Here is a 26,819-nt window from a genome sequence, read left to right on the forward strand (position 1 = left end):
CTCATCGTACGGGTTGCCCCACCCGCGCCCCCGGCCGCCGCGCGTGCATGCGGGAAGGGCCGACGAGGCCGCGATCGCGCAGCTCATCCCAGACGGCGTCCGCGACCGGCCGGTCGATGAGCCCGCTGTTACGGATCGCCTGCGCCGCGCTGGCGCCGCCGGTCACGACCGCAGCGACGGCCGGATGGGTCAGCGGGAACTGCACCGCGAGCTCGGGCAGCGTGCTGCCGTGGCGGTGTGCGACGGAAGCGATCGCCTGCGCCCGCTCCACGACGGCGCGGGCGGCGGGACCGTAGTCGAAGGTGTCGCCCGCACCCGGAGCGTCGGTCGCGAGGATGCCGGAGTTGAAGACCGCTGCCGAGATCACCGACACCTCGCGCTCGAGCGCGAGCGGCAGCAGGTCGTCGGCCGCGGACTGGTCGAGCAGCGTCCAGCGCCCGGCGACCATCATCACGTCGGCATCGGTCGCGGCAACGAAGCGCGCGAGCATCGCGCTCTGGTTCATTCCGGCGCCGAACGAGGTGATCACGCCCTGGTCGCGCAGCTCGCTCAGGGCGGGGAAGGCGCCGTCGAGCGCCTCGCGCTCGTGCTCGTCGGGGTCGTGCACGAGTACCAGGTCGATGCGATCGAGGCCGAGCCGCTCGAGCGAGCTCTCGATCGAGCGCAGCACGCCGTCGCGCGAGTAGTCGCGCACGCGCCGGTGGTCCGCCGGCACGGCGAACAGGTTCTCGTGATCGGTGCGCCCTGCGGCATCCTGCGGCACGAGCAGCCGCCCGACCTTGGTCGAGACGACGTACTCGTCGCGAGGCAGCGCTCGCAGACTCTCACCCAGCCGCCGTTCTGCGAGACCCAGCCCGTAGTGCGGAGCGACATCGAAATATCGGATGCCGCCGGCCCACGCCGCCGGCACGATCTCGGGCCACTCGTTCTCGGAGAGCGCCTGATACAGGTTCCCGAGCGACGCGGCGCCGTACCCGAGGGGTGGAGCGGTCAGGCCGCCGCGACCGATCGGGACCGGGTCGGGAGTCATCATCCGACGCTTACACGATCGAGGGCCGTGGCGTCCCAGGCGATGCCGATGCCCGGAGCTGTCGGCGCCCAGCCGCGGCCGTCCTCGATGCGCAGCTCATCCGTCGTCACGGCCCGCAGTTGCGGGATGTGCTCGAGGTAGAGGGCGTTGGGGATCGCGCACACGAGCGACACGTGCAGCTCCATGAGGAAGTGCGGCGCGACCGGGGCGTTGAACGACTCGGCCAGGTGCGCGATCTTGAGCCACGGCGTGATGCCGCCGACCCGCGCCACGTCCGGCTGCACGATCGACGCGCCACCACGCTGCAGGTGCTCGCGGAAATGACCGAGCGAGTACATGCTCTCGCCGACAGCGATCGGCACCGACGTCGAGCGGGCGAGCTGCCGATGCCCCTCGATGTCTTCCGCCGGCAGCGGCTCCTCGAACCAGAACACGTCGACCTGCTCGAACAGCCGGGCGCGGCGCACGGCCTCCGAGACGGTGAACGACTGGTTCGCGTCGACCATGATGTCCATGCCGGGGCCGACCGCGTCGCGCACGGCGCGCAAGCGCTCGAGGTCCTGGTGGCCGCGCGGCATCCCGACCTTGATCTTGACCCCGCCCATACCGCGCTCCTTCGCGGCATGGGCGTGGGCGACGAGCTCGTCGGTGCCGAAGTGCAGCCAGCCGCCCTCGGTGTCGTACATCGGGATCGAGGGCGATGCCCCGCCGGCCGCGACCCAGAGCGGAAGGCCCGCACGACGGGTCTTCGCATCCCACACCGCGGTGTCGACCGCGGCGAGGGCGAGCGCGGTGATCGGCCCGACGGTGGTGGCGCGGGTGATGCCGAACAAGGCGAGCCAGACGGCCTCCGGGCGTTCGGCCTCGAGGCCGAGCAGTGCCGGCAGCAGTGTCTCGCGCAGCAGGCTCAGCACCGCCCCGCCGCCGGTGCCGATCGTGTAGCTGTAGCCCACGCCCTCGGTGCCGTCGGCGGTACGGAGCCGCACGAAGATCGTCTCCTGCTTGACGAAGGTCTGCAGGGCATCGGTGCGCTGCGTCTCGACCGGCAGGTCGCACAGCTGTGCCTCGACGTGCACGATGCGGCTGCCGGCCGTGGCGTCCGGCATGGTCTGTGCTGTGTTCATCATCGTCCTCCGAGTCCGCCCAGGGTGACCCCCTTGATGAGCTGCCGTTGCAGCAGCAGCACGAGGATCAGCGAGGGGATGACGGCGAGCGTCGACGCCGCCATGAGCAGCGACCACTGCGTGCCGAACTGGCCGGTGAACATCCCGAGCCCGAGCGGCACTGTCGCCATGTCCTGCGTGTTGATGATGATCAGCGGCCAGAGGTACGAGTTCCAGTAGCCGATGAAGGAGAAGACCGCGAGCACGCTCAGCGGCGCGACGAGCTGCGGCAGCAGCACCGACCACAGGGTGCGGAACCGCGAAGCCCCGTCGATCAGTGCTGCCTCCTCGTACTCGATCGGGATCGTGAGGAAGAACTGCCGCATCAGGAACGTGCCGAACGCGGTGAAGGCGAACGGGATGATCAGGGCGCCGTAGCTGTCGTTCCAGCCCCAGCTGTTGATCATGATGAACAGCGGCACCACGAGCACTTCCTGGGGCAGCACGAGCGTGAGCACGAAGAGCAGGAACAGCTTGTCGCGGAACTTGAAGCGCAGCCGCGAGAACGCGTAGGCCGACAGCACAGCGACCACGACCGAGAGCGCGGCGCCGGCGATCGCGACGAACAGGCCGTTGAGGATGAAACGCCCGAACGGGACGACCGTCCACGCCTCGACGAAGTTCGCCCAGCGGATCTCGGACCCGAAGATCTGCGGCGTCGCCGTGAAGACCTCGTTCTCGGGCTTGAGTGCCGTGAGAAACATCCAGATGAAGGGGAACGCGAAGATCAGCGCGACGATCGCGATGCCTGCGGTGTTCAGCCATACCTTGACCGATGCACGGCGCTGATGCGCTCGACGGGGGAGGCTCACTCGGATCTCACTCATAGTTCACCCACTTGCGCTGGCCGACGAACTGCAGGGCCGTGATGAGCATCACCACGACGAACAGGATCCACGCGAGGGCGGAGGCGTAGCCGAGTCGGTCGAAGACGAATCCGTTGCGGTACAGGTACAGCACGAACGTGTTGGTGCTCTCGCCCGGGCCGCCCTGCGTGAGGAACAGCGGCTGGACGAACACCTGGAAGGCGCCGATCATCGTCATCGTCGAGCAGAAGAACAGCGACGGCGAGAGCAGCGGCAGGATGATGTACCGCAGGCGCTGCCAGGCACTGGTGCCGTCGATGCGAGACGCCTCCAGCAGCTCCTTCGGGATGGCGCTGAGACCGGCCGACAGCACGATCACGTTGTAGCCGAACGACTGCCAGACCGACATCGCGATCACGGAGGGCAGCGCCCAGGCGGAATCGGACAACCAGTTCGGGCCGTCGATGCCGACCGCGGCGAGCATCGAGTTGACCAGGCCGTCCTGCGAGAGCAGCAGACGCCAGACGAGGGCGTTCGCGACCATCGGGGTGATGACCGGCAGGAAGAAGACCACGCGCCAGGCGCCGGCCGCCTTCATCCGGGTGCCGAGCCACAGCGAGATCACGAGAGCGACGAAGAGGTTCAGCGCCGTGTAGACGACGGCGAAGATCACCGTGTTGCCGAGCACCGTGTAGAAGGTCGGATCGCGGAACAGCTTCAGGTAGTTCTCGATGCCGATGAACTCGGGGCTGCCGAACAGCTTCCAGTCGAACAGGCTGATGAATGCCGACCCGAACAGCGGGGTCAGGATGAACAGGACGAATCCGATCATCCCGGGGGCGAGGAAGGCCAGCGCCACCCATCCATGACCGCGTCGGCGCGGCAGCCGAGGCCCCGCCGGGGCAGGGGTGCCGATCGGCACCCCCGCCCCGGCGGGCATCATGGAGGACGCCGGGGCCTCACTCCGATCGCTCATGATCGCCATCCGCTCAGCCCTGGACCGAGTTCTGGATCGTCTCCATGATCTCCTCGGCCGTCAGCTCACCGCGGTACCCCTGCACGCCGTACTGGGTCATCAGGGTCTCGACCTGGTTCCAGGTCGTGGTGGTGCGCTGCGGGGTCGCGTTCGAGAGCAGGGCCTCGACGACCTCGGAAGCGCCGTCCGTCTTGCCCTCGGCCCAGGCCGGGAGCGCCTCGATGCGAGCCGGCACGATGCCCCGGGCCTCGGCCTGCTTCTCCTGCACAGCGAGCGAGGTGAGGGCTTCGATCGCGGCGAACGCCTCGTCGGGGCGCTCGCAGTTCGCGGCGATGCCGAATCCGGATCCGGCCGTCATCGCCGCCGCTTCGCCGCTGGTGGAGGGGACGATGCTGACGCCGAGGGTGAAGTCCGCGGCATCCGCGAAGCTGCCGTACATCCACGGACCCTCGATGAGCATCGGGACCGCACCGCTGGTGAACGCCTGCTGCGACACCTCGGAGCCGTCGGCCGCCTCGGGCGCCTTCGCGACGCCCTCGACCGCGACCAGGTCGAAGAAGCTCTGCATCTGGTCGACGAAGTCGGGGTTGGTGAGGTCGAGCTCGCCGTCTTCGGTCACGGCGGGCACGCCGTCGGCCAGTGACCAGGCGTTCGGGATGAAGACGCCCGGCGCGAGCGCGAGGCCCTTCTTCTCGCCGTCGGTGAGGGCCTTCGCGTCGGAGATGAACTGGTCGCGGGTGTACTCGGTACCGGGCAGGTCGAGGCCGGCGGCCTGGAACGCCTCGACGTTGTAGAAGAGCACGATCGGCTCGGCGTCGTAGGGGATCGCGCGGATCGTGCCGTCGACCGTCATGCCGCTGAGCATCGAGGCGTCGATGTTGTCCACGTCGAAGCCGCTCTTCTCAATCAGGTCGTCGAGAGGCATGAGCAGGTCGCCGAGCTCCTGGGCGCGCGCCGCCTGCGTCGTCAGCAGGCAGGGCGGATTGGAGCCGGAGAGGCGTGTCTTGACCTTGGTCCAGTAATCGGCGAAGCTCGGCCCTTCGACCGAGATGTCGAGGTCGGGGTCCTCGGCCTTCGCGCCGTCGATGAAGTCGGCCCACTGGGCCTGGTCGCCTTCGCTCGCGGCCCAGGTGTAGAGCACGAGCGGGCCGCCGGCCTCGCCTCCGCCGCCCGAGGCGCCGGCGCAGCCGGCGAGCGTGAGGGCCGTGAGACCGGCCGCGCCGGTGAGGATGAGGCGCTTCACGCGCCGGTTCGAGACTGCATTCATACTGACTGCCTCCTTCATTGGATGCTGCTTTCGATGCGGGGTGGGTGGGTGCTGCTCGGGTCAGTCGTCGGAGAAGTCGATGGCGATCACGTCGATCAGAGCGCCGCTGGGAGCCGGGGCGACGATGCGCAGCTCGCCGGAGTCGTCGCCGGCTGTGGAGGACTCGTGCACCTCGAAGCTGGCGGCGTGCTGCAGCTCGAGGCCGTCGGCGAGGCGGTGCACGCGGGTGATCCGCCGTACCGGCAGGCCGCGCACGATGACCTCGTCGACCGGGAGAGCGGTGAGGTGCAGGTACACCCGGCCCTCGCGCGCCGTGCTGGGGCCGTGGAAGTCGACGCCCTGCGTGGGCTCGACGCCGATCACCGATTCGGCGTGCGCCGCCATCCAGTCGGCGAACTCCTGGAGGCGCTCGTTCTCGATCGCGGGCAGCGTGCCATCGGGCCCGGGCCCCACGTTGAGCAGAAGGTTGCCGCCGCGGGCGACGACGTCGATCAGGGTCACGAGCAGGGAGCGCGCCGACTTCTCGTTGTCGGGGCCGTTCCGCCAGGCCCACTGGTCGCCGATGGTGAGGCAGAGTTCCCACGGGCCGGTCGGCACCGTGAGCGGGAAGCCCTGCTCCGGAGTGCGGTAGTCACCTTGCCCGGGAAGGCGATCGTTGATCACGACGTCCGGCTGCAACTCCTTGATGAGGCGGCGCAGTCCCGGCGCGGTCCACTCGGCGGCCGAGCGCTCCCAGTCGCCGTCGAACCACAGCAGGTCGATCGTGCCGTAGTTCGTGAGGAGCTCTCGCAGCTGGGCGCGTACGTAGTCGAGGTAGCGGGACCACTCCTCGGGGCTGGACCGGCGGTGACGGTCCGTCGCGCCAGGAGTATCGGCGAACTCGGCGAGGCCGGCGGCCGGCCAGTGCTCGAGCTTGTAGGGCAGGTCGTCGTCGCGGAACGCGGGGTAGTCCGGGTGGTTCCAGTCGGGGAGGCTGTAGTAGATGCCGACCTTCATCCCCTCGGCGCGCACGGCGTCGACGAACTCGCGGGTGATGTCGCGGCCGAACGGGCCGTGCTCGACGCCGAAGTCGGACTGCTCCGTGAAGAACATGTTGTAGCCGGCGTGGTGGCGGGCGGTGAAGACGACATAGGTCGCGCCGGCCTCCTTGACGCGTCGGGCGAGGTCGGCAGCATCCCATTCGGTGGGGTTGAACGTCGGAGCCGTCGCCTGGTAGCCCGCGACGGTGACCTCGTCGACGGTGTCCACGCCGGGGATGATCGAGCGCCCGACCAGCGGCCAGGAGATCTCGATGCCCTGCTGCGAGGCCTGGTCCCAGTGCACGAAGATGCCGAAGCCCGCGCCGCTGAACCATTCACCGCCGGGGATTCGCTCGGTCGTACGGAGGAACGATGCGTCGGTCATGAGACTCTCTCCTTTGAGGGTCGGATTTCCTATAGGATACGTGATAGACGATCCGATCCACAAGGGTGTGAGGGAAGGTGCCGAAATGGCGATGTTCAAACCGGATGCTGTGAGGCCAGAGGCGTACCGCGGGTTCGAGCGTCCGCTGCCGGAGTGGTTCCGCGGCGCGGCGCTCGGGATCTTCGTGCACTGGGGGCCGTACTCCGTTCCTGCGTGGGCGGAGCCGACGGGGGAGCTCGGAGCGGTGCCGCGGGAGAGATGGTTCGCGCACAATCCCTATGCGGAGTGGTACGCGAACACGATCCGCATCGAGGGTTCGCCGGCGCACGAGCATCAGCAGACCGTGCACGGCGGTGCGCCGTACGACCGCTTTCTCGACGAGTGGAAGGCCGAGGAGTTCGACCCCGACGAGGTGCTGGCCGTGGTCGCGGCGACGGGCGCCGGGTACTTCATCCCGACCACGAAGCACCACGACGGCGTGACGCTCTGGGATGCGCCGGGCACCGATGGGCGCAACACGGTCGCGCGCGGCCCGCAGCGGGACCTGATCGGCGCCTTCGCCGAGGCGACGCGCGCCGCGGGTCTCCGCTTCGGGGTCTACTACTCCGGCGGCCTCGACTGGCACTTCTCCGATCTGCCGCCCATCGAGCACGATGACGATCCGGCCCCGGACGATCTCGCCTACGCCGAGTACGCGCACGACCACGTGATCGACCTGATCGAGCGGTACAGCCCCGATGTCCTGTGGGGCGACATCCGCTGGCCTGCTGCGGGCATCGAACCGGGGCCGAAGAGCCTCGCACATGCATTCCGTGCGTTCTACGACGCCGTGCCCGACGGCGTCGTCAACGACCGCTGGGGCGAGTCGCACTGGGACTTCCGCACCAGCGAGTACGTGCACGGCACGGCTGTCGAGGTGGGGGAGGCATGGGAGAACTGCCGGGGCATCGGACTCTCCTTCGGGCACAACCGCAACGAGACGAGTGAGCACCTGCTCTCGGCCGACGACGCCGTGCGGCTGCTGGTCGACGTCGTCTCGCGCGGCGGCAACCTCCTGCTCAACATCGGACTCGAAGCATCCGGTCGCATACCCGACCTGCAGCGGCGGACGCTCGAGGGGATCGGGGAGTGGAACAGCCGATACGGCCATGCCGTGTTCGGTGCGCACCCCGAAGAGCGTCTGCAGCCGTCGGACGAGCCCTGGCTGCGATGGACCCGCTCCGGAGAGGAGATCCACGCGGTGACCGATCAGCGGGGGCGCATCCGGCTGCCGGACCCGGACGGCGTGGTCGACGAGGCGACGGCCAGGATCGGCGAGTCGCCGGTGAGCGCGATGCGTGTCGACGGTGCCATCCTGGTCGAGACGGAGGATGCGGCGACGCCGATCGCGATCTCCTTCCGGCCGCGGATCTGACGAGAGGCCTCCCGCGGGCGGGCTGGTGCTGATCCATCTGCCGTCGCCGCGGTGGGAGGCCGGCGCTGTCGCGTGAGCGACCCCGTCTTCGTCAAACAGTGTCTGCGAACAGCTCCATGATCGCCTCGCCCATCTCGACCTGGGTGAGCACGATCTGGAAGGTGCCGTCCGGGTCGATGTGGAAGTCGGTGCCCTGGCCGCCGGACCAGCCGTAGCGTCCGGCGTGCTCGCCCTCCGTGACGACGGCGACGCCGAAGCCCCAGCCGGTGCCGTTCCAGAACCCGGGGAAGAAGCTGTCCTCCGCCTTTGCCGCGGCCGGCACCTGATTCGTGCGCATCAGGTCGAGAAGCTCCGCATCGAGGACGATCTTCCCGTCGTGGATGCCGCCGGCTGCCAGCATCCGTGCGAACGCGGCGTAGTCGGATGCCGTCGACACGAGCTCCGAATGGCTGAGGTCGAACGGGGCCGGGGCGACGGAGAACCCGCCTGCGGCGGGTTCGATCTCCACCAAGGTGCCGGACTCGTCGTGGCGATACGCGGCGGGCAGCCGATGCGCCTGCGCGATGGGCACGGTGTACCCGGTGTCGACCATGCCGAGCGGCTCGAACAGGTCCGTCCGCAGGTGATCTTCGAGCGATCCCTCGACCACGCGGGAGAGCAGGATGCCGAGGATCCCGAAGGAGTGGTGGTAGCGCCATCCGGTCCCGGGCTGGAAGGCGAGCGGCAGGTCGGCGAGGGCATCCAACCATTCCTGCGCACCGAGGGCGACGGGTTCCTGTCCGGCCTGGGTCCGGTTGGCGATCATCGCATCCTGCAACGGGCACGGCGCTGTCATCATGCCGTACCCCGACATGTTCGTCAGCAGATCCCGCACTGTGATCGGCGACTCGGCGGGCTCGACGTCATCGAGTGAGGACGTCGGAGTGCGCAGCACCTGACGATCCGCAAGCTCCGGCAGCCACCGTGCGACCGGATCATCGAGACCGAGCCGTCCGTCCTGCACGAGCCGCAACGCCGCCACCGTCACGATCGGCTTGGTCATCGACTGGATCCGCACGATCGCATCCGCCGGCAGATCGCCCGCCGTGACGACCTCGTCCGGTCCGTCGGGCCGACCGCGAACGGCGATGATCCCCGGCGCCGTTCCGCGCGAGACATGGTCTTCGAGAATCGGAAGCAGAGGATTCGTCATGCCCACCATTGAACACGCTGTGCGTCGCGAGCGAATGTCCGGGAACAGCTCTGGACGTTACATGTGGAGGGACTGACGGGAATCGAACCCGCGCTATCTGCTTGGGAAGCAGAAGTTCTGCCATTGAACTACAGTCCCGAACCCGTTCCGAGGAGCGGGTGATCGCAAGCCTACCCGCCCGCCGCCCGATGGCAAAAGCACGGGGCCACCGCGGATGCTGCTCCGCGATGGCCCCGTGCGTCAGCCGCTCAGCGACGCCAGCGTCGCCGCCCCGCGAAGGCGAGTCCGCCGCCGACGAGCAGGAGCGCCGCCAGGGCGAGAGTCACGGTGAGGACGTTTCCGTCCAGTCCGGTCGCCGCGAGTCCGCCTCCGCCGCTCGTGCCGCTGGAGGCTCCGCCGCTACCGCCGGTGCCCGTGCCCGGCTGCCCGGTTCCCGGCCCGGTTCCCGGGTCAGCCGCCCGCACGGTCAGCGCGGCGCGGAACTCCGTGCCGTCGGCCCGTGTCATCACGATGTGGTGCTGGCCCGCCGGGACGTTCGCCGGCACCCTCCACGTCAGCGACGCCGCTCCGGCCGCGTCAGCCGTCACCGTGCCCATGTCGACCGGGTCGGAGTGCAGCGCGAACGACACATCCTCCTCCGGCTCGAGCCCGGCGACCTCGACCGTGACGCTGTCGCCGGCGGTGACGGCATCCGAGGAGATCGTGATCTCGGGCGCCTCCGGGGTCACGGCTTCGTCGAGCGTCACCATGATCCAGCTCACCTGCACGTCGGCGTCACGGGTCGGTGCCAGCACCAGCTCGATCTCGCCCGCATCGCCCACGGTGAGGTCGCCGTAGCTGCGCGTCTCGTCGGCCGCGACGTAGTCGTGGTCCTCCTCGACGACGGTGCCGTTGACGCTCACCCGTGCCCCGCGGTCATCCCACTGGTCCCACGGATCCGCATAGCCGACGTGCACGCTGTAGCGACCCGGCTCGAGGTCGCCGAAGCGGTACGCGATGTCGCGCCCTTCGACGGCGTAGCGGAGCGTGGAGAACATCGTGCCGTCGGTCGCACCCGACGACTTGCTGCCCTCGCTGACGTACCCCCAGGATGCGCCGGTGTCGGCATCCTCGCCGTAGGACTGGTCGGCGAGGGTGTTCTGCAGGTCGCCCTCATCCGCGGCATCCCGCAGTGCCTTCCAATCCGCCGTCTCCTGCCCGCCGGCGTTCACCGCGTAGCGGAGGCCGTCGGGAACGACGGCGATCGTCCGGGTGAAGGTGCGTCCGCCGAACTCCGGCAGGGTGCCCGTGGCCGTCACGATGCCCGGCGCGTCGAACGATCCGCTGAAGCTCCACGTGACCGGCTGCTCCGTCGCGACGCCGTTCCTGGTCACGGTCACCACCGGCACGTCGAAGCTGCCGCCGACCGGGATCGTCTCCGGAACCGCCGAGATGTCCCACGCCGACCACTGGTCGAGCTGATCGAGAGTCCACTCGTCGTGCACCTCGACCGAGAGGGAGTCTCCGCCCTCGCCCATGCTGATCGGGAGCCACACCATCTGCGCGTTCTTCAGATCGGTGCCGCCGTTCCAGCGGTCGCCCATGTAGATGTACTTCCCCTGCTCGGGGTCGACCGGGATCACGGAGGACGGCTGCGAGTTCCAGGAGTTGCTCTGCGCCCACCACGGGAACGGGTCGCCCATCTCGGTCCACGCGCCCATGAGGTCGGTCGACGACGCCCAGCGCGACGGGTTGGGGCTCCAGCCCGTCGTGCCGGAAGTGATCAGGAAGTACCGTTCGTCGTGCTGGAAGATCGCCGGGGATTCCCGGGACTGGTTCACGAAGATGCGGTTGTAGTCCACTCCGAGCACGGCCTCATCCGCGGGGGTCGCGAGATCCGTGTACTCGTCATCGAGCTTCGAGATGAACATGGTGGCGTTCTCCTCGCTCGAGTAGATGATGTACCCGGTGCCGTCGTCGTCGACGAACAGGTTCATGTCCCGCGCCATGCCGCCGTTGTTCGGGGCGTGGTTGGGCGGATCGGCATCCGCGGGGGCGTAGTTCAGCCGGTAGCTGTCGATGTAGCGGAACGGGCCGAACGGGGAGTCCGACACCGCGACGCCGGCATTCGCCTTCGCGTACTGCGCCGACGACGTCGCCGATGGACCGTCCATGTGCGCCCACATGACCCACTTGCCGGTCTGCTCGTTGAAGATCACCTTCGGACGCTCGATGATCGGCGGGGTCACCCCCTCGACCGGAACAGTGCCGAGATCGCGGTAGACGGCATCCTTCTGCTCCTGCGTGTAGTCGCCGTCGAGCGCCTCGAAGTACGGCTCGTCGAACTGCTCCGTCGATGCCAGCGTGCGCAGCGCGACCCCGCGGTCCTCCCAGTTGTAGAGATCGTAGGAGGTGTAGACGTGCACGCCCGGCGCCGAGTGGTAGCCGTTCGTGCGGTCCTCGCCGTAGAGGTAGTAGATCGTGCGGCCGTCGTCGTCCGTCGACGGGACCACCTGGCCGCCGTGCGCCTGGATGACCTCGCCGTTCGTGTCGAGCCACTCCTGGCCCGGGCGGAAGCTCGCGTAGGGCGCGATCTCATCGCGCGCCGCGTCCAGCTTCCACTGCTGGTTCGCGCCCCCGTTCGACTGCCAGACCCCGACGGATGCGCCGGTGGAGGTCGAGGAGCCACCGACGTCGAGCACCTTCCCGCGGCCGGCGTTGAGCAGGCTGAAGGTGCTGCCGTTCGTCGAGGTCATCATCCAGAGGGCCGACGGGTCGGCGGATGCCGTGGCATCGTCGACGTCGCGGAGGACCGTGCTGTCGCCGTCGGCGACGAGCGCGCGACCGTCGGCGGCGCGCAGAGCGAAGCGGTCACGAGACGTTCCCGGCTGGTCGTCGATCAGCGATGCCGTCCACGTTTGGGCGCCGATCAGCTCGGGCTCGCGAGCGCTGCCGAGCTGCGTGCTGTCGTCGACCACGGTGAGCGCGTGCCCGCTCTGCACGCCCGTGAGCGTGTAGGAGGCGCCATCTCGGAGGGCGGGCGCGTCGGCGGCGACGCCTTCGACACCGGTGACCACGAACGTGGTCACCGACTTCGCGGGCACCGTCAGGGTCGCCGTTCCGTCGGCACCGACGGTGACCGCCGTGCCGGTGCGGAGCGCGTTCGCCTCGGGGTCGGATGCCGGGGACCCGGTCGTCACGATCGGCGTCACGGTCGCGCCCTGGTCGATGTCGCCGAAGAGCGACAGGTCGATCGTGATCGTGCGGTCCTGGTCGCTCTCGTTCGTGTGCACGAGCGTGGCGCCGGAGCCGTCGCCGTCGATCGCGGCGGTGGTGTCGTCGTCGCCGACGCGCACGAGCTGGTCGCCCGGCTCGATGTAGTGGGTGAAGTTGCGCAGCGTGTTGTACTTCGCGTTCGTGCGGAGCTGGCAGCTCGGGTCGGCGTCGCCGTCGGCGATCCGGCGGGCGGAGTCGCCGTTCGCGTCACAGTCGAAGTCGATGAATATCGAACCCCAGTTCTTCTTCTCCACCTTCTCCATGTTGTAGAGGTCCTCGACCGGCTGCCACAGCACCCAGGCGTCCGGTTCGAGTTCGCGCAGGTCGTCGCTGACCAGCTGGGCGATGCCGAGACCGTTCTCGATCGCATCCGGGTTCCAGCTGTCGCCGCCCCAGTTGCCCTCGACCTCGCTCATCCACAGCGGCTTGTCGGCCCTCTTCGCGATGTCGCGAGCCAGCGGACGGCCGCTGGTGCCGTAGGTGTGCACGTTGAGCTGCGAGACCACGTCTCGGGCCTCGGCATCCCACCCGTTCCAGTCCTCGACGAACCGGTCGGGGTTCGTCTCGTCGGGTCCGGAGATCGCGGCATCCGTCGTGGTGTCGGACTCGGCGAGTTCGGCGGCGAGGGCCTTGAGCACCTCGGCCTGCAGGGCGGGTCCGGCGTGCGCACCCTCCTGCCGGCTCGCGCTCGTCGGCCAGCCGTCGTCGCCCAGGGTCGTGCCCCAGTAGTTGGTGTTCGGCTCGTTCAGGGGATCGATCGTGTCGAAGGAGATGCCCTGGGTGTCCTCGACGTGCTGGACGACCGTCTTGACGTAGGTCGCGAAGGTGCCGAGCGAGTCCTGGCGGATCTGGTCCGCCCAGGCGTCGGTGCCGCCGCTGACGAATCCGCTCTCGGTCATGAAGTAGGGCGGGGAGTTGCTGAAGGCCTCCCACGTGTCGACCTGGTCCTTGATCGCCGACACCCAGGCGAGCTGCGCGGCATCCGCCGAGAAGTCGTAGTCGCTCGCGTTCTCGCCGGTCCACGCGCCACGGTAGCGGTCGCGGTCGGCGAAGTCCGACGTGATCTCGCCGCTGTCGTCGGTGAGGGGTGCATCGGGGTTCCACCATCCGGGCACGGCGCCGCCGGGTCGGAGATAGGCGGGTACGTCGGAGGCGTTGCCGCCGCCGATGTTGTACCGCGCGATGTTGAGGTTCAGGCCGTCGTCTCCGAACACCTTGCCGATGAGCTCATCACGCAGCTCTTCCGGGTAGGCGCCCGTGGCGTTCGCCATCCAGACCAGGCTCGATCCCCATCCCTGGAACGGCCCGCCGGCATAGGCCGGATTGGGCGTGAGGGTGAGATCGGATTCGGCGGCGCTGGCCGCCTGGGGGAGGGCGGCGAGTCCGCTCGCTGTCGCCGCAAGCACGGCGGCCATGGCGAGCGCGCGCCGGGGTGAGGTCGCTCTTCTTTCAGACATCCTTGTCCATTCCGATTGTGTTGACGTCAACATGTCGACGTCAACACAATCTAGCGGAAGACGATCCTCCCGACAAGGGTGCGGGGGACAACTAGGCTGAACCCGTGCTTCTCAGCGATCGCGACATCAGGGCAGAACTCGCATCGGGCCGCGTCGGCCTGGAACCGCACGAGCCGGAGATGATCCAGCCGTCGAGCATCGACGTGCGCCTCGATCGGTACTTCCGCCTCTTCGACAACCACAAGTACCCGTTCATCGATCCGTCGGTCGATCAGCCCGAGCTCACGCGCCTGATCGAGGTCGATCCGGAGGAGCCGTTCATCCTGCACCCGGGGGAGTTCGCCCTCGGTGCGACGTACGAGCAGGTCACTCTTCCCGACGACGTCGCCGCCCGCCTCGAGGGCAAGTCGTCGCTCGGCCGCCTCGGCCTGATCACGCACTCGACGGCCGGGTTCATCGACCCCGGATTCACCGGGCACGTGACGCTCGAGCTCGCGAACGTCGCGACCCTGCCGATCAAGCTCTGGCCGGGGATGAAGATCGGGCAGCTGTGCTTCTTCCGCCTGACCTCGCCGGCCGAGAACCCGTACGGCTCCGGCCCCTACGGCAACCGGTACCAGGGGCAGCGGGGCCCGACGGCCTCCCGCTCCTTCCAGAACTTCCATCGGACGGATGTCGGCGTGACCGACGTCGGAGCAACAGGGGGCTGACATGAGTGACGGCAGCGGCACGACTCCGGAAGAACCGGTCACCCCGGACGAGCCGGCGATCGCGCCCGCGGATGCCGTCATCCCGCCGCCCCCGCCGGAGATCCCGATCCCGGAGGGGCTGCTGACCCCTCCGCCGGCGGAGATCCCGGTGCCGGACGCGGTGATCCCGCCGCCCCCGCCCGAGGCGCGGCTGCGCTCGTCCGAGCGTCCGCGCCCCGCGATCCTCGAAGGGGATCAGCCCGCCGCCGTCGCCGACGACTGGGCCAAGCCCTCGGTCGCGCCCGAGGTCCCGACCTCGGGCGGCTATCGCGGCCTCACCGTCGCGATCTTCGCCTTCCTGCTGATCCTGCTCACCGCCGCGGTCGTCACCGGGATCTACCTGCTCAGCACCGGCCGCTTCCCCTTCGTGGTGTTCGATCTCGACGCCTCCGCGCTGGGCCTGGGCGTGGTGCTGCCGCTCTGAGCGGGCGGGTGGCGTGGGGGCTGCGCCCGAGCACGGCGGCGGATGCGACCTGGATCGCCGAGCTGCGGGCGATCGTGCTCCGTGACGACCTGGAGCGCCTGGGTCGTTATGACCCGGTGCGCGTGCGACGGCGGTTCCTCGATGCCTTCGGCTCGTCGTCGACCCGTGTGATCGTGATCGACGGGGCGGATGCCGGGTCCATCGCGCTGCGAGCCGACGAGGAGGGTGCCGTGTGGATCGAGCACTTCTACCTCGATCCTCGGCAGCAGGGGCGCGGGATCGGATCAGCGGTGCTCGCCCGGGTCCTCGCCGAGGGCCTCACGCCGCGGTTCCGACTCAACGTGCTCCAGGGCAGTCCCGTGCGGCGGCTCTATGAACGGGCGGGCTTCGTCGTCGACAGCGAAGACGAGATCGACGTCTTCATGACACGGGCGCAGATCTGACCACGGCATCCGTCGTGACCGGCTGGGCCTGGCCGGTGGTCGTGCCGAGCGCGTCGACGCCCGCGAGCCCGCCGGCCACGAATGCCACGACCGCGTCGAGGGTGGCATCCGCCGAGAGCACCCTCGTGTGCCCGTAGTCGTCGGTGCGCAGCAGTCGTGAGCGTGCGCCATGCGCGGCGTGCAGGCGCAGCGAGTCGGCATCCGGCATCCGACGATCGCCGCGATCGTGCACGACGAGCAGCGACGTGTCGGCGGGGAGCGGATGCTGCGCCGCGTCGGACAGTGCCCCGGACGTGGTCTCCTCCGTGCCGAAGCGCCGGCGGAACCGCGCCTTCATGTTGTCGGCCGTGGTCTGGTCGACCCGGAACTCGCGCACGAACTCGTCGATGAAGGCGTAGGGACCGGCACCCCCGGCGATCGCGACCACGGCCGGCGTCGGCACGCTCGATCGCGCGGCCGCGAGGGCGGCGAGGGCGCCGAAGGAGTGCCCGACGATCGCGGTGAACGGTCCGTGGATCGCTTGCAGCTCCTCGGCCAGGGCGACCCAGTCGCGCACGTCGGTGCGGCGGCCCTTCGATGCGCCATGCGCGGGGGCGTCGAACGCGACCACGCGGAAGCCCTCGAACACGAGTTCGCGCACGAGCGGCGCGAACTGCGAGGCACGGCCGCGCCAACCGTGGAGCACGAGCACGGTGCGAGGTCCGGTGCCCCACTCGTAGCCGGCGACCTCGATGCCACGCACGGCGAGGCGACGGTGTCGGGCTTCGCTGTGCGTGGTGGCATCCCAGTCCCGAACGGGCATCCGCGGGCCGGTCGCGAAGAACGCCTGGAGGGCGAGTCCGCCGGCGAGGGTGGGGGACAGCGTCGCGGTGGTGCGGATGCCGCGGGCGACGAGTGCAGGCAGGGACGACATGGTTTCTCCTTCGCCGAAACAATACGAACGATCATACGTATATTAGGCGAACGATCGTTCGTATACTAGGGGAATGTCGGATCACGCAGTTCTGGATGGCCGAAGGGCCCGCGGCGATGCCTCGCGCCGCGTGGTGCTGCAGAGCGCGACCGATCTGGCGTCGGTCGACGGACTCGACGGACTCACGATCGGGCGGCTCTCCGAGGCGTCGGGCTACAGCAAGAGCAGCATCGCCACGCTCTTCCAGAGCAAGGAGGGGCTGCAGCTCGCGACGGTCGCCGCCGCGCGGGAGATCTTCGTGGCGCAGATCGTCGAACCGGCCAGGGCTGAGCCGCGTGGAGTCCGCCGGCTGGCGGCGCTGATGCGCAACGGGCTCGTCTACTCCCGCGACCGCGTGTTCACCGGTGGATGCTTCTTCGCCGCGACCGCGGCCGATGTCGACTCGAAGCCCGGCCCCGTGAGCGACGCCGTACGCGCGGGGCTGTCCGACTGGTACGCCTATGTGGGGATGCAGATCCGCTACGCGGTCGATGCCGGCGAGATCGAGGTCGACGACATCGAGGTCCTCGCCTTCGAGCTGATCGCCTTGGACGACCAGGCGAACTCGCGTTCGCTGCTCATGCGCGACGAGCGTCCGTACGCCCTGGCCGCTGCGGCCATGCGCGGGCGCCTGCGCGCGGCCGGTGCCGACGAAGACGCGGTCGCCCTGCTCGAACTGTGACGAAACGCCCCACCCGACTGGTGTGTCGGATGGGGCGTTTCGCTTTCGTGCGAGAGGTGGGTCAGGCGTCGCGACCGCGGCTGTAGCCGGCATCGAAGCCGCGCTCGTATGCGTGCTGCGCGAACCGCGCGGCGCGCTGCGGGCCGTGACTGCGGTGACCGTGGTCTCCGCGCTCACCGTGCTCGCCTTCGCGGAAGCCCGGGTGGCCGTGGTGGCCGTGCCCGCGCTCGCCGTGGCGGCACTCGTCGTCACGCTGGTCGGCGTCGGGACCGAAGCCGCGACGCGGGCCGAAGCCGGGACCGAAGCCGTGACCGAAGCCGCGTCCCGGGCCGAAGCCGCGACCGAAGGGCCGACCGAATCGGCCCGGGAATCCGCGACCTTCGCCGCGCCCGCCGAAGCCGTGACGACGACCGCGCGGAAGCGGGGTCTCCTCGTCCCAGCCGAAGGCGCGGGCGATCTTCTCGAGTGACGCGAGCGTGGTGGCCATCTCCTCTTCGGAGACGGCGTCGGAGACCTTCGCGCGGATGCCGTCGACGACGGCGCCGAGGCGCTCCTTGGCCGCGCGGCCCTCGTCGGTGAGCGTCCAGCCGTCGCCGTCTGCGGCGACCCAGCCGCGCTCGACGAGGCGGTGCAGCTTGTGGTCGTTGAGCGGACGATGCGCCGGGATGGTCCCGTCGACGACGTTGAGGATCCGCCAGTCGCGGCGGCTCGCCTGCTCGGCCTCGAAGGCCGTGGCGAACTCGGCCGCCATCAGGCGGTCGGCGGCCTTCAGCCAGAAGCCGAAGGGGCGGGAACTGTTCTGGGGGTTCTCTGTATCGGTGTTCATGAGTAGTCCTTAGATGTCAGTGTGCATGTGGTTGTCACATGTCATGTATATGTAGTGTGACATGGACTAAGGATCCATGTCAAGTCGCATGTAAAATGAATTCGTGACCGCCGAACCGAACGATCCCGCCGAAGCCATCGCCCAGGCGCTCTCCCGTCTGCGCGGACGTCGTCTCGGGGGCGGTCCCGGCGGCCGCGGTCATGGCGGTCCTCATGGCTGGCCCGGCGGAGCGCCGGGTGATCACGGCGATCACGGGCCCTTCGGTCACCGCGGTCATCCGGGCATGCCCCCGTGGATGGCGGATCCCTCCGGGCGCATGGGCGGACCCGCCCGGATGCGGATGCTGGAGGCGCTCGCCGCGGCATCCGCTCCGCTGAGCGTCAGCGCGCTCGGCGAGGCGATCGGCGTCGATCAGCCCCGCGCGTCACGGCTCGTGCAGCAGGGGGTCGAGCGGGGCTTCGTGCGTCGCGAGGCCGACCCCGACGACGCGCGCCGCACGCGCATCGCGCTCACCGACGAGGGTCGTCGCGTCGCGCGCGGCATGCGCGGGGAGCGGCGCGAGATGCTGGCCGGAGCGCTGGCGGCCTTCACCGAGGACGAGCGCACCGAGCTCGCGCGACTGCTGAACAAGCTCGCCGACAACTGGCAGCGCTGAGCCGCCGCCTACGACGCGGAGAACTCCAGGGACGGCTCGTCGTCGACCGAGAGCGACAGCACGACGGTCTCGACCGCCTCATGCTCCTCGATCCGCAGCTCGACATCGCGCAGACGACGGGCGACGTCATGCTCGACCGCGTCGCCGGCGAGGTCGACCTCCGCGACGATGAACAGGCGGTTCGGCCCCACGTACTCGATGTGCAGGTAGGTGACCCGCTCGATCTGGGGCAGCGCGAGGAGGGCGGTGCCGACACGCGCCCGCAGCTTCGGCGCCGCCGTCGTGCCCACGAGGAACTCGATGTTCCGGCTGATGAGGATGATCGCGACCACGGCGAGCAGGATGCCGATGAGGATCGAGCCGACGGCATCCCACGCGGCGACGCCGGTGATCTGGTGGAGGAGGATCGCGCCACCCGCCAGGACCAGGCCGATGAGCGCCGCGGCGTCCTCGAAGAACACGGCGCGGAGGGTCGTGTCGCTCGTCTCGAGCACGAAGTCCCACGTCGACGAGCCGCGCTCCTTCGCCAGCCGGCGCGACTTCACCATCGCCTGCGTGAATGACGCGCCCTCGAGGACGAAGGCGATGCCGAGCACGACGTACGCGACGAGCGGGCTCTCGACCGGACCGGTCTCGGACAGCTCCTGGATGCCGTGCATGATCGACACGATCGCCCCGGCGGTGAAGATGCCGAAGGCCGCGATCAGCGACCACACGAACGCGTTGCGTCCGTAGCCGAGCGGATGCCGGGCGTCCTTCGTGCGTGCGCCGCGGCGGTCGGCGATGAGGAGGAAGATCTCGTTGCCGGCATCCGCCCACGAGTGCGCCGCCTCGGCGACCATCGACGCCGATGACGTGATGACGGCGGCGATCGTCTTGGCGATCGCGACCAGGATGTTGGCGAGGAAGGCGATGATCACGGTCACGCGGTCAGGCTACTCCCGTCAGCGCGGCGCCTTCACCGGGAGCAGCAGCACGAACCCGAGGATCAGGACGAGCACGATGCCGAGGATGCCGTAGGCGGTCTGGCTCGTCGCCACGATGAGCACCGTCCAGGCGCCCGACGCGATCCAGCTCGCCGCGCGGCCGGTCGTGGCGTAGAGACCGAAGATCTCGCCCTCGCGGCCGGCCGGGGTGACGCGGGCGAGGAACGAGCGGGCAGCGGCCTGCGCGGGGCCGACGAACGCGCAGAGGATGAGGCCGCCGATCCAGAACACCATCGACCCGCCGTCCCGCAGGAAGAACACCGCGAGGCCGGCGACGATCATCGAACCGATCGAGGCGAGGATGATGCGCTTCGGTCCGACGCGGTCGTCGAGTCGTCCCGCGAGGATCGTGGAGACGCCGGCGATGAGATTCGCGGCGATGCCGAAGATGATGATCGCCTGCGTCTCGAAACCGAACACCGCGGTGCCGATGATGGCGCCGAACGCGAAGACGCCGCCGAGGCCGTCGCGGAAGACGGCGCTCGACAGCAGGTACCAGAAGGTGGGCCGGGTCTCGGGGTCGCGATAGAGCCGCTTCACGTCTTTGACCAGCAGCGGGTACGACGCGAAGAAGCCGACCTTGCGTTCGGGGCGTCCGAGTGAGGGCTCCGGCACGTTCAGGAAGATCGGGATGCTGAAGATGATCGTCCAGACCGCGCACCCGACCGCGATCAGCCGGTAGGCGAGCCCGTTGTCGGTCGACATGCCGAACCAGTCGAACGTGTCGAGCACCACCACGATGACGAGGGCGAGGATGCCGCCGATGTAGCCGAAGCCCCAGCCGAGACCCGAGATGCGGCCGACGTTCTTCGGCGTCGCGATGCCGATGAGCATCGCGTTCGAGTTCACCGCGGCGATCTCGCCGAACACGGATCCGGCCGAGATGAGCGCCACCCCGAGCCAGAACAGGCTGGGGGTGGGTTCGACGAACCACAGGCCGAGCATGCAGAACACCAGGGCTCCGGTGCCGATCCCGAGCCAGAGCTTCTGCCGGCCGGCGGCATCCGCTCGCTGACCGAGCACGGGCGCGAGGAGCAGGATGCCGAAGGCGGCGATCGTCGAACCCAGTCCCAGGCCGGAGGCGAGGTCGGCCTCGGCGGCCTTGCGCACGGGGTCGGACGAGTCGAGAGCGGCGATGTCGGCGGGGAGGAAGCCCTCGCCGACCAGGTACAGCGCCGTGAACACGAACGTGAGGATGACGGTGTTGAACGGCTGCGTCGCCCAGTCCCACAGCGCCCACGAGTAGACCTGCTTCTTCGGGGCCGGAGTCTCGCCGCGCAGATCCAGTCCGATCACGCCGACGGCGCCGCTGTTCGCGGTGGCGACGGGGTCGGGAACGCCGGGGTGCGCGTCAGGTTCGCTCATGGTCGAAGTCTGGCGCTGCGCGGTGAACGGGCGGTGACGGCGCGCCGCCTCCCCTCAGTCCGTGCGCAGGGGGCGCAGCGTGCGGGCGTAGTCCTCCTTCAGCACCGCGAGATGCAGCCACGCCTCGATGCGCGTCACCCCGGGCAGCGCCCGCAGACGTTCGAGGCTGGCATACAGGGCGCCGGCCGAGGGCTCGACGAGGGTGGCGACCGCATCGAACCGTCCGAGCGTGCGCGCGGCGAAGTCGACGCCGCGCCCTCTGCGAAGTTCCTCGATCACCGCTTCGTCGTCGTCGCCGAGGATCATGCCGACGCCCATCGACAGCTGTCGGTGCGCGAGACCGCGTGCCTCGACCGCGCTGATCTTGATGACTCCCGCATCGATGAGCCGCTGCACACGCGTGGCTACCGCGGAGGGAGAGAGCCGCACCTCCTCGCCGAGCGCGCGGAAGCTTCGGCGTCCGTCGGTCTGCAGCTGCTCGATCAGAGCCTCGTCGATCGCGTCGAGCGTGACCCCGCCGTGGTACTCCGAGACGAAGAACCCCTTCACGACGGTCGAGTAGATGATCGTGCTGATGTCGAGCACGCCGGTGATCGCGCGGATCTGGGCGAGCAGGTCGTGCAGCTCCGACATCGAGCCGACCCGGATCTCGGTGACCACGTCGTGCGCTCCGCCGACCGCCGAGACCAGCACCGTCTCGTCGAGGTCCCGCAGGTGCTCCGCGACGACCTCGACGGCGCCGTCGGTGCGGATCGAGACGTGCGCGAGGACGTGCTGGCCGAGGAAGACGGGATCGACGGCGGCGACCACCCGTACGGTGCGGTCTTCGAGCATGGCCTTCAGTCGGGCGGCGACGGCGGCCCGGGACTGCCCGAGGCGCACGGACAGCGAGCGGATGCTGGCGCGCCCGTCCTCCTGGAGGGCCCGGATGAGCTCGGCGTCGAAATCCACGGCTTTCCTCCGATTCGTCATCTTTCCCGGGATCGCTCGCCCGGGCGAGCACAACCTCAGCCTAAGAGGTCCAGCGACCAACGGGAAGGCGACACTTGTCCGAGGTGGCGATCATTTCTCCAGTGAATGACTCTTCTCACTGGAGTTCTGGCCTTGTCGCAGGCTCCGTACGGACGTAGCATCCTCCGTTATCCGACATCTTCCGCAAAGGAGCGGTTCCCTCATGACCTCCACGCACAGCAAGGCCCGACGCGCAGGCATCGCCGCCTTCGTCGGCACCACCATCGAGTGGTACGACTTCTACGTCTACGCGACGGCCGCGGCCCTCGTCTTCGGCCCCCTGTTCTTCCCGAGCGGAGACCGGCTCGCTGAGACCGCCGCCGCTTTCGCCACCTTCGCGGTCGCCTTCCTCGTCCGGCCCCTCGGCGGCATCATCTTCGGCCACATCGGCGACAAGCTCGGCCGGCGCACCTCGCTCGTCATCACCCTGCTGATGATGGGCGCCGCCACCGTGCTGGTGGGCTGCCTGCCCACCTACGAGAACATCGGCATCCTGGCGCCGGTCCTCCTGATCCTGCTCCGCGCCATCCAGGGCCTGGCGGTCGGCGGCGAGTGGGGCGGCGCGGTGCTGATGAGCGTCGAGCATGCCCCCGAGAAGTCGAAGACGTTCTACGGCGGCTTCACGCAGCTGGGCAACCCGGCTGGCGCCCTGCTGGCCTCGGGCATCTTCGCCATCATGTCTCGCGTCAGCCCCGACTTCATCATGGACGGCGGATGGCGCATCCCGTTCCTGCTGTCGATCGTGCTGGTCGGCGTCGGGTTCTGGGTCCGCTACCGCGTCGAGGAGACCCCGGTCTTCGAGGCGAAGGTCGAGGGCCGCAAGCAGTCGATGCCCCTGGCCTACGCCCTGCGCACGAACTGGAAGCCGATCCTGCTCGGCATCGGCATCCTGCCGATCTCGACCGGCGGCTACTACCTCGCGACCACGTTCGTCACCGCCTACGCGACCGGCGAGCCGATCTCGGTCAGCGAGCAGGTCATCCTCGACGCGATGACGATCGCCTCCTTCGTGGAGTTCGTCGTGACCCTCCCGGTCGCCTGGCTGGGCGACAAGTGGGGTCGCAAGAACGTCATGTACATCGGTCTGGTCACCTCGGTGCTCACGTTCGTGCCGTTCCTGCTGATCATGCCCGGCCGCGTCGAACCGCTCATCTTCCTGTTCGCGTCGCTGGTGCGCATCGCGATGAGCGCGACGTACGCCCCGATCGCGGCCCTGCTCGCGCAGATGTTCCGCCCGCAGGCCCGGTACACCTCCCTCGCGCTCGCCTACGGTGTGGGTGCGGCGCTCTGGGCCGGATTCTCGCCGTGGTTCGCGACGCAGCTCATCGCCTGGACCGGCAGCATCTGGTCGGTCATCGCGATGTTCACCGGCATGGCGATCATCGCCGGCATCTGCACCCGCCTCGCCCCGCAGCACTCGGATGAGGCGCCGGTCACCGCGTCGTTCACCGCCCGCACCGACACGACCGCGAACAGGCTGCCATGAGAAGGCTCACTCCCTTCGATCGCTCCGCTCAGACGGCGCCGCGACTCATCACGGCGCGCGCGATCCACATGGCGGATGCCGAGGCCACGACGGCCACGGCGATGCTCACCGATCGCGGGCGGATCCTCGCGATCGGCAGTGCGGACGAGTGCGAGGCCGTGGCCGGCCGTGCCGGCCTCGCACCCGAACGGGTCGACCTGGGTGACGCGGTCGTCGTCCCCGGCTTCATCGACGCGCACGCCCACCCGCTGATGTACGGCCAGCTGATGACCTGGGTCGACTGCGGGCCCGAGAAGGCCGGAAGCATCCCCGAGATCGTCGCCCTGCTGCAGGCCGCTGCCGCGGAGACGCCCGCCGGGCGTCCGGTGCGCGGCTACGGATACGAGCAGCGGAACCTCGCCGAGAAGCGGCATCCGACCCGCTTCGAGCTCGACGAGGTCGCGACCGACCGCGAGGTGTATCTGATGAACGCCTCCGGTCACGGCGGCGTCGTCAACTCGCACACGCTGACGGTGAACGGCGTCGACCGCGACACCCCGAACCCCGACGGCGGCGAGTTCTTCCGCGATGCCGATGGCGAGCTGACCGGCGAGCTGTCGGACGCCGCGTGCAACATCCTCACCGGCGTGCACGGTGTGAAGATCGGCCACCACGGCCCGAACTTCCACCTCGCCGACGAGCCCGAGGAGCACCTCCGCCAGCTGGATGCCGCGACGCAGCGCTTCCTCGCCGGCGGGGTCACCTCGATCGGCGACGCCCAGGTCACGCGCCGCGAGTTCGACATGTACCTGCGCCTCGCCGAGGCCGGGCGCCTCGAGCTGCGCGTGTCGATGTACCTGCTCTCGCATCTGCTCGACGAGGCGCTCGAGATGGGCCTGGTCGGACAGTTCGGCAACGCGCACCTCAGCTTCGCCGGCATCAAGCTCTACGCCGACGGCACGCTCGGCGGCTGGACCGCGTACTTCCCCGACGGATACGTGGGCGACCCGTGCCGCACCGGCCAGCTGTACCACGAGCCCGCCGAATACACGGCGCTGATCAGCAAGGCCCACGCCGCCGGTCTCCAGACCGCGACGCACGCGCAGTCGCCGACCGCGATCGAGATGGTGGTCTCGGCGATCGAGGCCGCGCTCGCCGAACGTCCGGATGCCGATGCCCGCCACCGCATCGAGCACTGCGGGCTGCCGACCCCCGAGCAGATCGCGCGGATGGCCGCCTCCGGCATCCGCCCGGTGAACCAGACCCAGCACTACTTCAACTGGGGCGAGGGCGTGGAGGAGGCCATCGGCACCCCGGGCGAGCGCTTCAACCCGCTCGGTGAGTTCGAGCGCGCGGGCGTGCCGTTCACGATCTCGTCGGATGCTCCGGTCGCCGAGCCCATCCCGCTCGAGGCCATCCAGACCGCGGTCACCCGCGTGACCCGTCGCGGGCACAAGCTCGGACCGGACGACCTGCGGGTCTCCGCGCTCGCCGCGCTCCGCGCCCACACGATCGAGGGTGCGGTCTCGATCGGCCGCGAAGACGACCTCGGCTCGCTCGAGGTCGGCAAGTACGCCGACTTCGCCGTGCTCTCCGACGACCCGCTGGTCGTCGCGGGAGAGGACATCGCGGCGATCACCGTGCGCGAGACCTGGGTCGACGGGGAGCGCCGGTACCGTGCCTGACGTCATGACGAACAACGAGCAGTATGCCGACACCGCGGGCCGCGCCGTGCTCGAGACCATCCGCGCCTATGGCGTGACCGCGGTCTTCGGCATCCCCGGCACGCACAACCTCGAGCTCTACCGGCCGCTCGCCGAGCTCGGCATCCGCGCGGTGACCAACCGCCACGAGCAGGGCTCGGGCTACGGCGCCGACGGCTGGGCGCAGCAGACCGGGCTCCCCGGTGTGGTGATCACGACCTCCGGCCCGGGTCTGCAGAACGCCATGAGCGCGATCGGCACCGCGTTCTGCGAGTCGCGGCCGATGATCGTGCTGTCGCCCGGCGTGCCCCTCGGCGCGGAGTTCGCCGACGTCGGCACGCTGCACGAGACGAAGGATGCCACGGCCATGGTCGGCGCGATCGCCGAGTGGTCGCGCCGCGTGCACTCGGCCGCAGAGGCCGTCGAAGCCGTGCACGATGCCTTCACGCTCTTCCGAACCGGTCGCCCGCGGCCCGTGCACATCGAGATCCCCCTCGATGTCCTCGAGGCCCCCGCAGACGTCCCCCAGGCGGATCGGATCGCGCGCCCCGCGCCCGCCCCTGCCGCGGGCGACCCCTCCTCCATCGCTCAGGCGGCGGGGCTGCTGGCCTCGGCGCACCGACCGGTGATCGTCGCCGGCGGCGGAGCGACGGATGCCGCAGCCGAGGTCGCGGCGCTCGCCGAGCGTCTCGGAGCTCCGGTGCTGACGACCCTCAACGGCAAGGGCGTGGTCGACGAGCGGCATCCGCTCTCGCTCGGCTCGAACCTGCGGCTCGCGGCCGCCCGCGCCGTCGCGGAGGACGCCGACGTGCTGCTCGTGATCGGCTCGAAGCTCGGCGAGGCCGAGCTGTGGGCTCCGCGGCTGGAGGCGCGCGGTGCCGTGATCCGCGTCGACATCTCGCCGGCGCAGCGCGACAAGAACCTCGCCGCGACCGTCGGGATCGCCGGCGATGCGCCAGCCGTCGGTGGTGCGCTGCTGGCCGCTCTGCCGTCGGAGGCGCGACCGGCGCCCGACCGCGGGGCGGCACGAGACGCGATCGACGCCGAGATGCGCGAGACCGCGCCGGAGGCCGTCGCCCTGGCCGAGATCATCGCCGACGCTCTGCCCGACGACGCGATCGTCGCAGGCGACTCCTCGCAGATCGTCTACATGGCGCTCGGGAGCGTGCTGCGCTCGCCGCGTCCGCACTCCCTGCTCTACACGCCGACCTACGCCACTCTCGGCTACGGGCTGCCCGCCGCGATCGGCGCGCGGGTCGCCCAGACCGCGCACCCGGTCGTCACCGTGATCGGCGACGGCGCGCTGATGTTCTGCGTCAACGAACTCGTCACGGCCGTCGAGCAGCGCCTCGACGTGACGATCGTGTGCGTCGACAACGGCGGCTACGCCGAGATCCGGCAGAACGAGGTCGATCGCGGGATGACACCCGTCGGCGTCGACCTCGTGCAGCCAGACTGGGCCGCGCTCGCGACGGCGTTCGGTGCGACCGGGCGCCGGGTCGACCGGACCGAGGAGATCGCGTCGAGCATCCGCGAGGCCATCGCCGAGGGCGGCGTGCAGCTCGTCCACATCCCCATGGAAAGACAGGACTGA

General features: G+C 69.6%; 22 protein-coding genes and 1 tRNA gene. 9 read left to right on the forward strand and 14 right to left on the reverse strand.

What is annotated here, in order from left to right:
* Window position 1 precedes the first annotated feature (1 nt).
* The 6 genes from ABS642_RS16145 to ABS642_RS16170 are packed head-to-tail and all read right to left on the reverse strand — an operon-like array spanning window position 2 to window position 6,646.
* A complete protein-coding gene (locus tag ABS642_RS16145) occupies window positions 2-1,030 on the reverse strand; it encodes an aldo/keto reductase (protein ID WP_350350902.1) in 1,029 nt (342 codons plus the stop codon).
* Complete coding sequence (locus tag ABS642_RS16150) at window positions 1,030-2,154, reverse strand: mandelate racemase/muconate lactonizing enzyme family protein (protein WP_350350903.1); 1,125 nt, start codon at window positions 2,152-2,154, stop codon at window positions 1,030-1,032. The genes ABS642_RS16145 and ABS642_RS16150 overlap by 1 nt, the downstream gene beginning before the upstream one ends.
* Window positions 2,154-3,020 carry a carbohydrate ABC transporter permease gene (locus ABS642_RS16155; RefSeq protein WP_350350904.1) on the reverse strand — a complete coding sequence of 289 codons (867 nt, stop codon included), beginning with the start codon at window positions 3,018-3,020 and terminating at the stop codon, window positions 2,154-2,156. Before ABS642_RS16155 ends, ABS642_RS16150 begins: the two co-directional genes overlap by 1 nt.
* Complete coding sequence (locus tag ABS642_RS16160) at window positions 3,013-3,975, reverse strand: sugar ABC transporter permease (RefSeq protein ID WP_350350905.1); 963 nt, start codon at window positions 3,973-3,975, stop codon at window positions 3,013-3,015. The genes ABS642_RS16155 and ABS642_RS16160 overlap by 8 nt, the downstream gene beginning before the upstream one ends.
* 13 nt (window positions 3,976-3,988) lie before the next feature.
* Window positions 3,989-5,242: a sugar ABC transporter substrate-binding protein gene (locus ABS642_RS16165; RefSeq protein ID WP_350350906.1), complete on the reverse strand. Its 1,254-nt coding sequence runs from the start codon at window positions 5,240-5,242 to the stop codon at window positions 3,989-3,991.
* A 60-nt stretch (window positions 5,243-5,302) separates the two neighbouring features.
* Window positions 5,303-6,646, reverse strand: coding sequence for an alpha-L-fucosidase (locus ABS642_RS16170; protein WP_350350907.1), 1,344 nt, complete (start codon window positions 6,644-6,646; stop codon window positions 5,303-5,305).
* An 85-nt stretch (window positions 6,647-6,731) separates the two neighbouring features.
* On the opposite strand from ABS642_RS16170, the gene ABS642_RS16175 reads away from it, so the two are divergent.
* The gene (locus ABS642_RS16175) at window positions 6,732-8,060 is read left to right on the forward strand and encodes an alpha-L-fucosidase (protein WP_350350908.1); all 1,329 of its coding nucleotides are present in this window, start codon (window positions 6,732-6,734) and stop codon (window positions 8,058-8,060) included.
* 91 nt (window positions 8,061-8,151) lie between these two features.
* On the opposite strand, the gene ABS642_RS16180 is transcribed toward ABS642_RS16175, so the two are convergent.
* The 3 genes from ABS642_RS16180 to ABS642_RS16190 form a co-directional block, all read right to left on the reverse strand.
* Window positions 8,152-9,252, reverse strand: coding sequence for a serine hydrolase domain-containing protein (locus ABS642_RS16180; RefSeq protein WP_350350909.1), 1,101 nt, complete (start codon window positions 9,250-9,252; stop codon window positions 8,152-8,154).
* A gap of 64 nt (window positions 9,253-9,316) precedes the next feature.
* Window positions 9,317-9,390 (reverse strand) — tRNA-Gly (locus ABS642_RS16185).
* A gap of 110 nt (window positions 9,391-9,500) precedes the next feature.
* Window positions 9,501-13,964: a glycoside hydrolase gene (locus ABS642_RS16190; RefSeq protein ID WP_350350910.1), complete on the reverse strand. Its 4,464-nt coding sequence runs from the start codon at window positions 13,962-13,964 to the stop codon at window positions 9,501-9,503.
* 104 nt (window positions 13,965-14,068) lie between these two features.
* Here ABS642_RS16190 and dcd point away from each other — a divergent pair, with 104 nt between their 5' ends.
* Genes dcd through ABS642_RS16205 form a run of 3 tightly spaced genes read left to right on the forward strand, consistent with a single transcriptional unit; the run spans window position 14,069 to window position 15,580 of the window.
* Window positions 14,069-14,674 carry a dCTP deaminase gene (gene dcd / locus ABS642_RS16195; RefSeq protein WP_282215554.1) on the forward strand — a complete coding sequence of 202 codons (606 nt, stop codon included), beginning with the start codon at window positions 14,069-14,071 and terminating at the stop codon, window positions 14,672-14,674.
* A gap of 1 nt (window position 14,675) precedes the next feature.
* Window positions 14,676-15,137, forward strand: a complete 462-nt coding sequence (locus ABS642_RS16200) for a hypothetical protein (RefSeq protein WP_350350911.1) — start codon at window positions 14,676-14,678, stop codon at window positions 15,135-15,137.
* Window positions 15,138-15,145: 8 nt separating this feature from the next.
* Window positions 15,146-15,580, forward strand: a complete 435-nt coding sequence (locus ABS642_RS16205; RefSeq protein ID WP_350350912.1) for a GNAT family N-acetyltransferase — start codon at window positions 15,146-15,148, stop codon at window positions 15,578-15,580.
* On the opposite strand, the gene ABS642_RS16210 is transcribed toward ABS642_RS16205, so the two are convergent.
* Window positions 15,558-16,493, reverse strand: a complete 936-nt coding sequence (locus tag ABS642_RS16210) for an alpha/beta hydrolase (protein WP_350350913.1) — start codon at window positions 16,491-16,493, stop codon at window positions 15,558-15,560. The two genes, ABS642_RS16205 and ABS642_RS16210, sit on opposite strands and share 23 nt — an antisense overlap.
* Before the next feature lie 73 nt (window positions 16,494-16,566).
* On the opposite strand from ABS642_RS16210, the gene ABS642_RS16215 reads away from it, so the two are divergent.
* Window positions 16,567-17,214: a TetR/AcrR family transcriptional regulator gene (locus ABS642_RS16215; protein WP_350350914.1), complete on the forward strand. Its 648-nt coding sequence runs from the start codon at window positions 16,567-16,569 to the stop codon at window positions 17,212-17,214.
* A 61-nt stretch (window positions 17,215-17,275) separates the two neighbouring features.
* Here the strand turns inward: ABS642_RS16215 and ABS642_RS16220 are convergent, their stop codons facing one another.
* A complete protein-coding gene (locus ABS642_RS16220; protein ID WP_350350915.1) occupies window positions 17,276-18,040 on the reverse strand; it encodes a hypothetical protein in 765 nt (254 codons plus the stop codon).
* A gap of 103 nt (window positions 18,041-18,143) precedes the next feature.
* Here ABS642_RS16220 and ABS642_RS16225 point away from each other — a divergent pair, with 103 nt between their 5' ends.
* On the forward strand, window positions 18,144-18,695 hold the full coding sequence (locus tag ABS642_RS16225; RefSeq protein WP_350350916.1) for a MarR family winged helix-turn-helix transcriptional regulator: 552 nt from the start codon (window positions 18,144-18,146) through the stop codon (window positions 18,693-18,695).
* Between the two features lie 8 nt (window positions 18,696-18,703).
* Here ABS642_RS16225 and ABS642_RS16230 read toward each other — a convergent pair whose 3' ends face one another.
* The 3 genes from ABS642_RS16230 to ABS642_RS16240 are packed head-to-tail and all read right to left on the reverse strand — an operon-like array spanning window position 18,704 to window position 21,997.
* Window positions 18,704-19,621 carry a cation diffusion facilitator family transporter gene (locus ABS642_RS16230; RefSeq protein ID WP_350350917.1) on the reverse strand — a complete coding sequence of 306 codons (918 nt, stop codon included), beginning with the start codon at window positions 19,619-19,621 and terminating at the stop codon, window positions 18,704-18,706.
* Window positions 19,622-19,639: 18 nt separating this feature from the next.
* Window positions 19,640-21,046 (reverse strand): MFS transporter, encoded by a 1,407-nt coding sequence (locus ABS642_RS16235; RefSeq protein WP_350350918.1) that lies wholly within the window; start codon window positions 21,044-21,046, stop codon window positions 19,640-19,642.
* A 54-nt stretch (window positions 21,047-21,100) separates the two neighbouring features.
* Window positions 21,101-21,997, reverse strand: a complete 897-nt coding sequence (locus ABS642_RS16240) for an Lrp/AsnC family transcriptional regulator (protein WP_282215563.1) — start codon at window positions 21,995-21,997, stop codon at window positions 21,101-21,103.
* 223 nt (window positions 21,998-22,220) lie between these two features.
* On the opposite strand from ABS642_RS16240, the gene ABS642_RS16245 reads away from it, so the two are divergent.
* Genes ABS642_RS16245 through ABS642_RS16255 form a run of 3 tightly spaced genes read left to right on the forward strand, consistent with a single transcriptional unit; the run spans window position 22,221 to window position 26,819 of the window.
* Complete coding sequence (locus ABS642_RS16245) at window positions 22,221-23,543, forward strand: MFS transporter (protein ID WP_282215564.1); 1,323 nt, start codon at window positions 22,221-22,223, stop codon at window positions 23,541-23,543.
* A complete protein-coding gene (locus ABS642_RS16250) occupies window positions 23,540-25,207 on the forward strand; it encodes an amidohydrolase (protein ID WP_350350919.1) in 1,668 nt (555 codons plus the stop codon). Before ABS642_RS16245 ends, ABS642_RS16250 begins: the two co-directional genes overlap by 4 nt.
* Before the next feature lie 4 nt (window positions 25,208-25,211).
* Window positions 25,212-26,819: a thiamine pyrophosphate-dependent enzyme gene (locus ABS642_RS16255; protein ID WP_350350920.1), complete on the forward strand. Its 1,608-nt coding sequence runs from the start codon at window positions 25,212-25,214 to the stop codon at window positions 26,817-26,819.

Source organism: Microbacterium sp. A8/3-1, from assembly GCF_040267695.1.
In the GTDB taxonomy this organism is placed as follows: Bacteria; Actinomycetota; Actinomycetes; order Actinomycetales; family Microbacteriaceae; genus Microbacterium; species Microbacterium luteolum.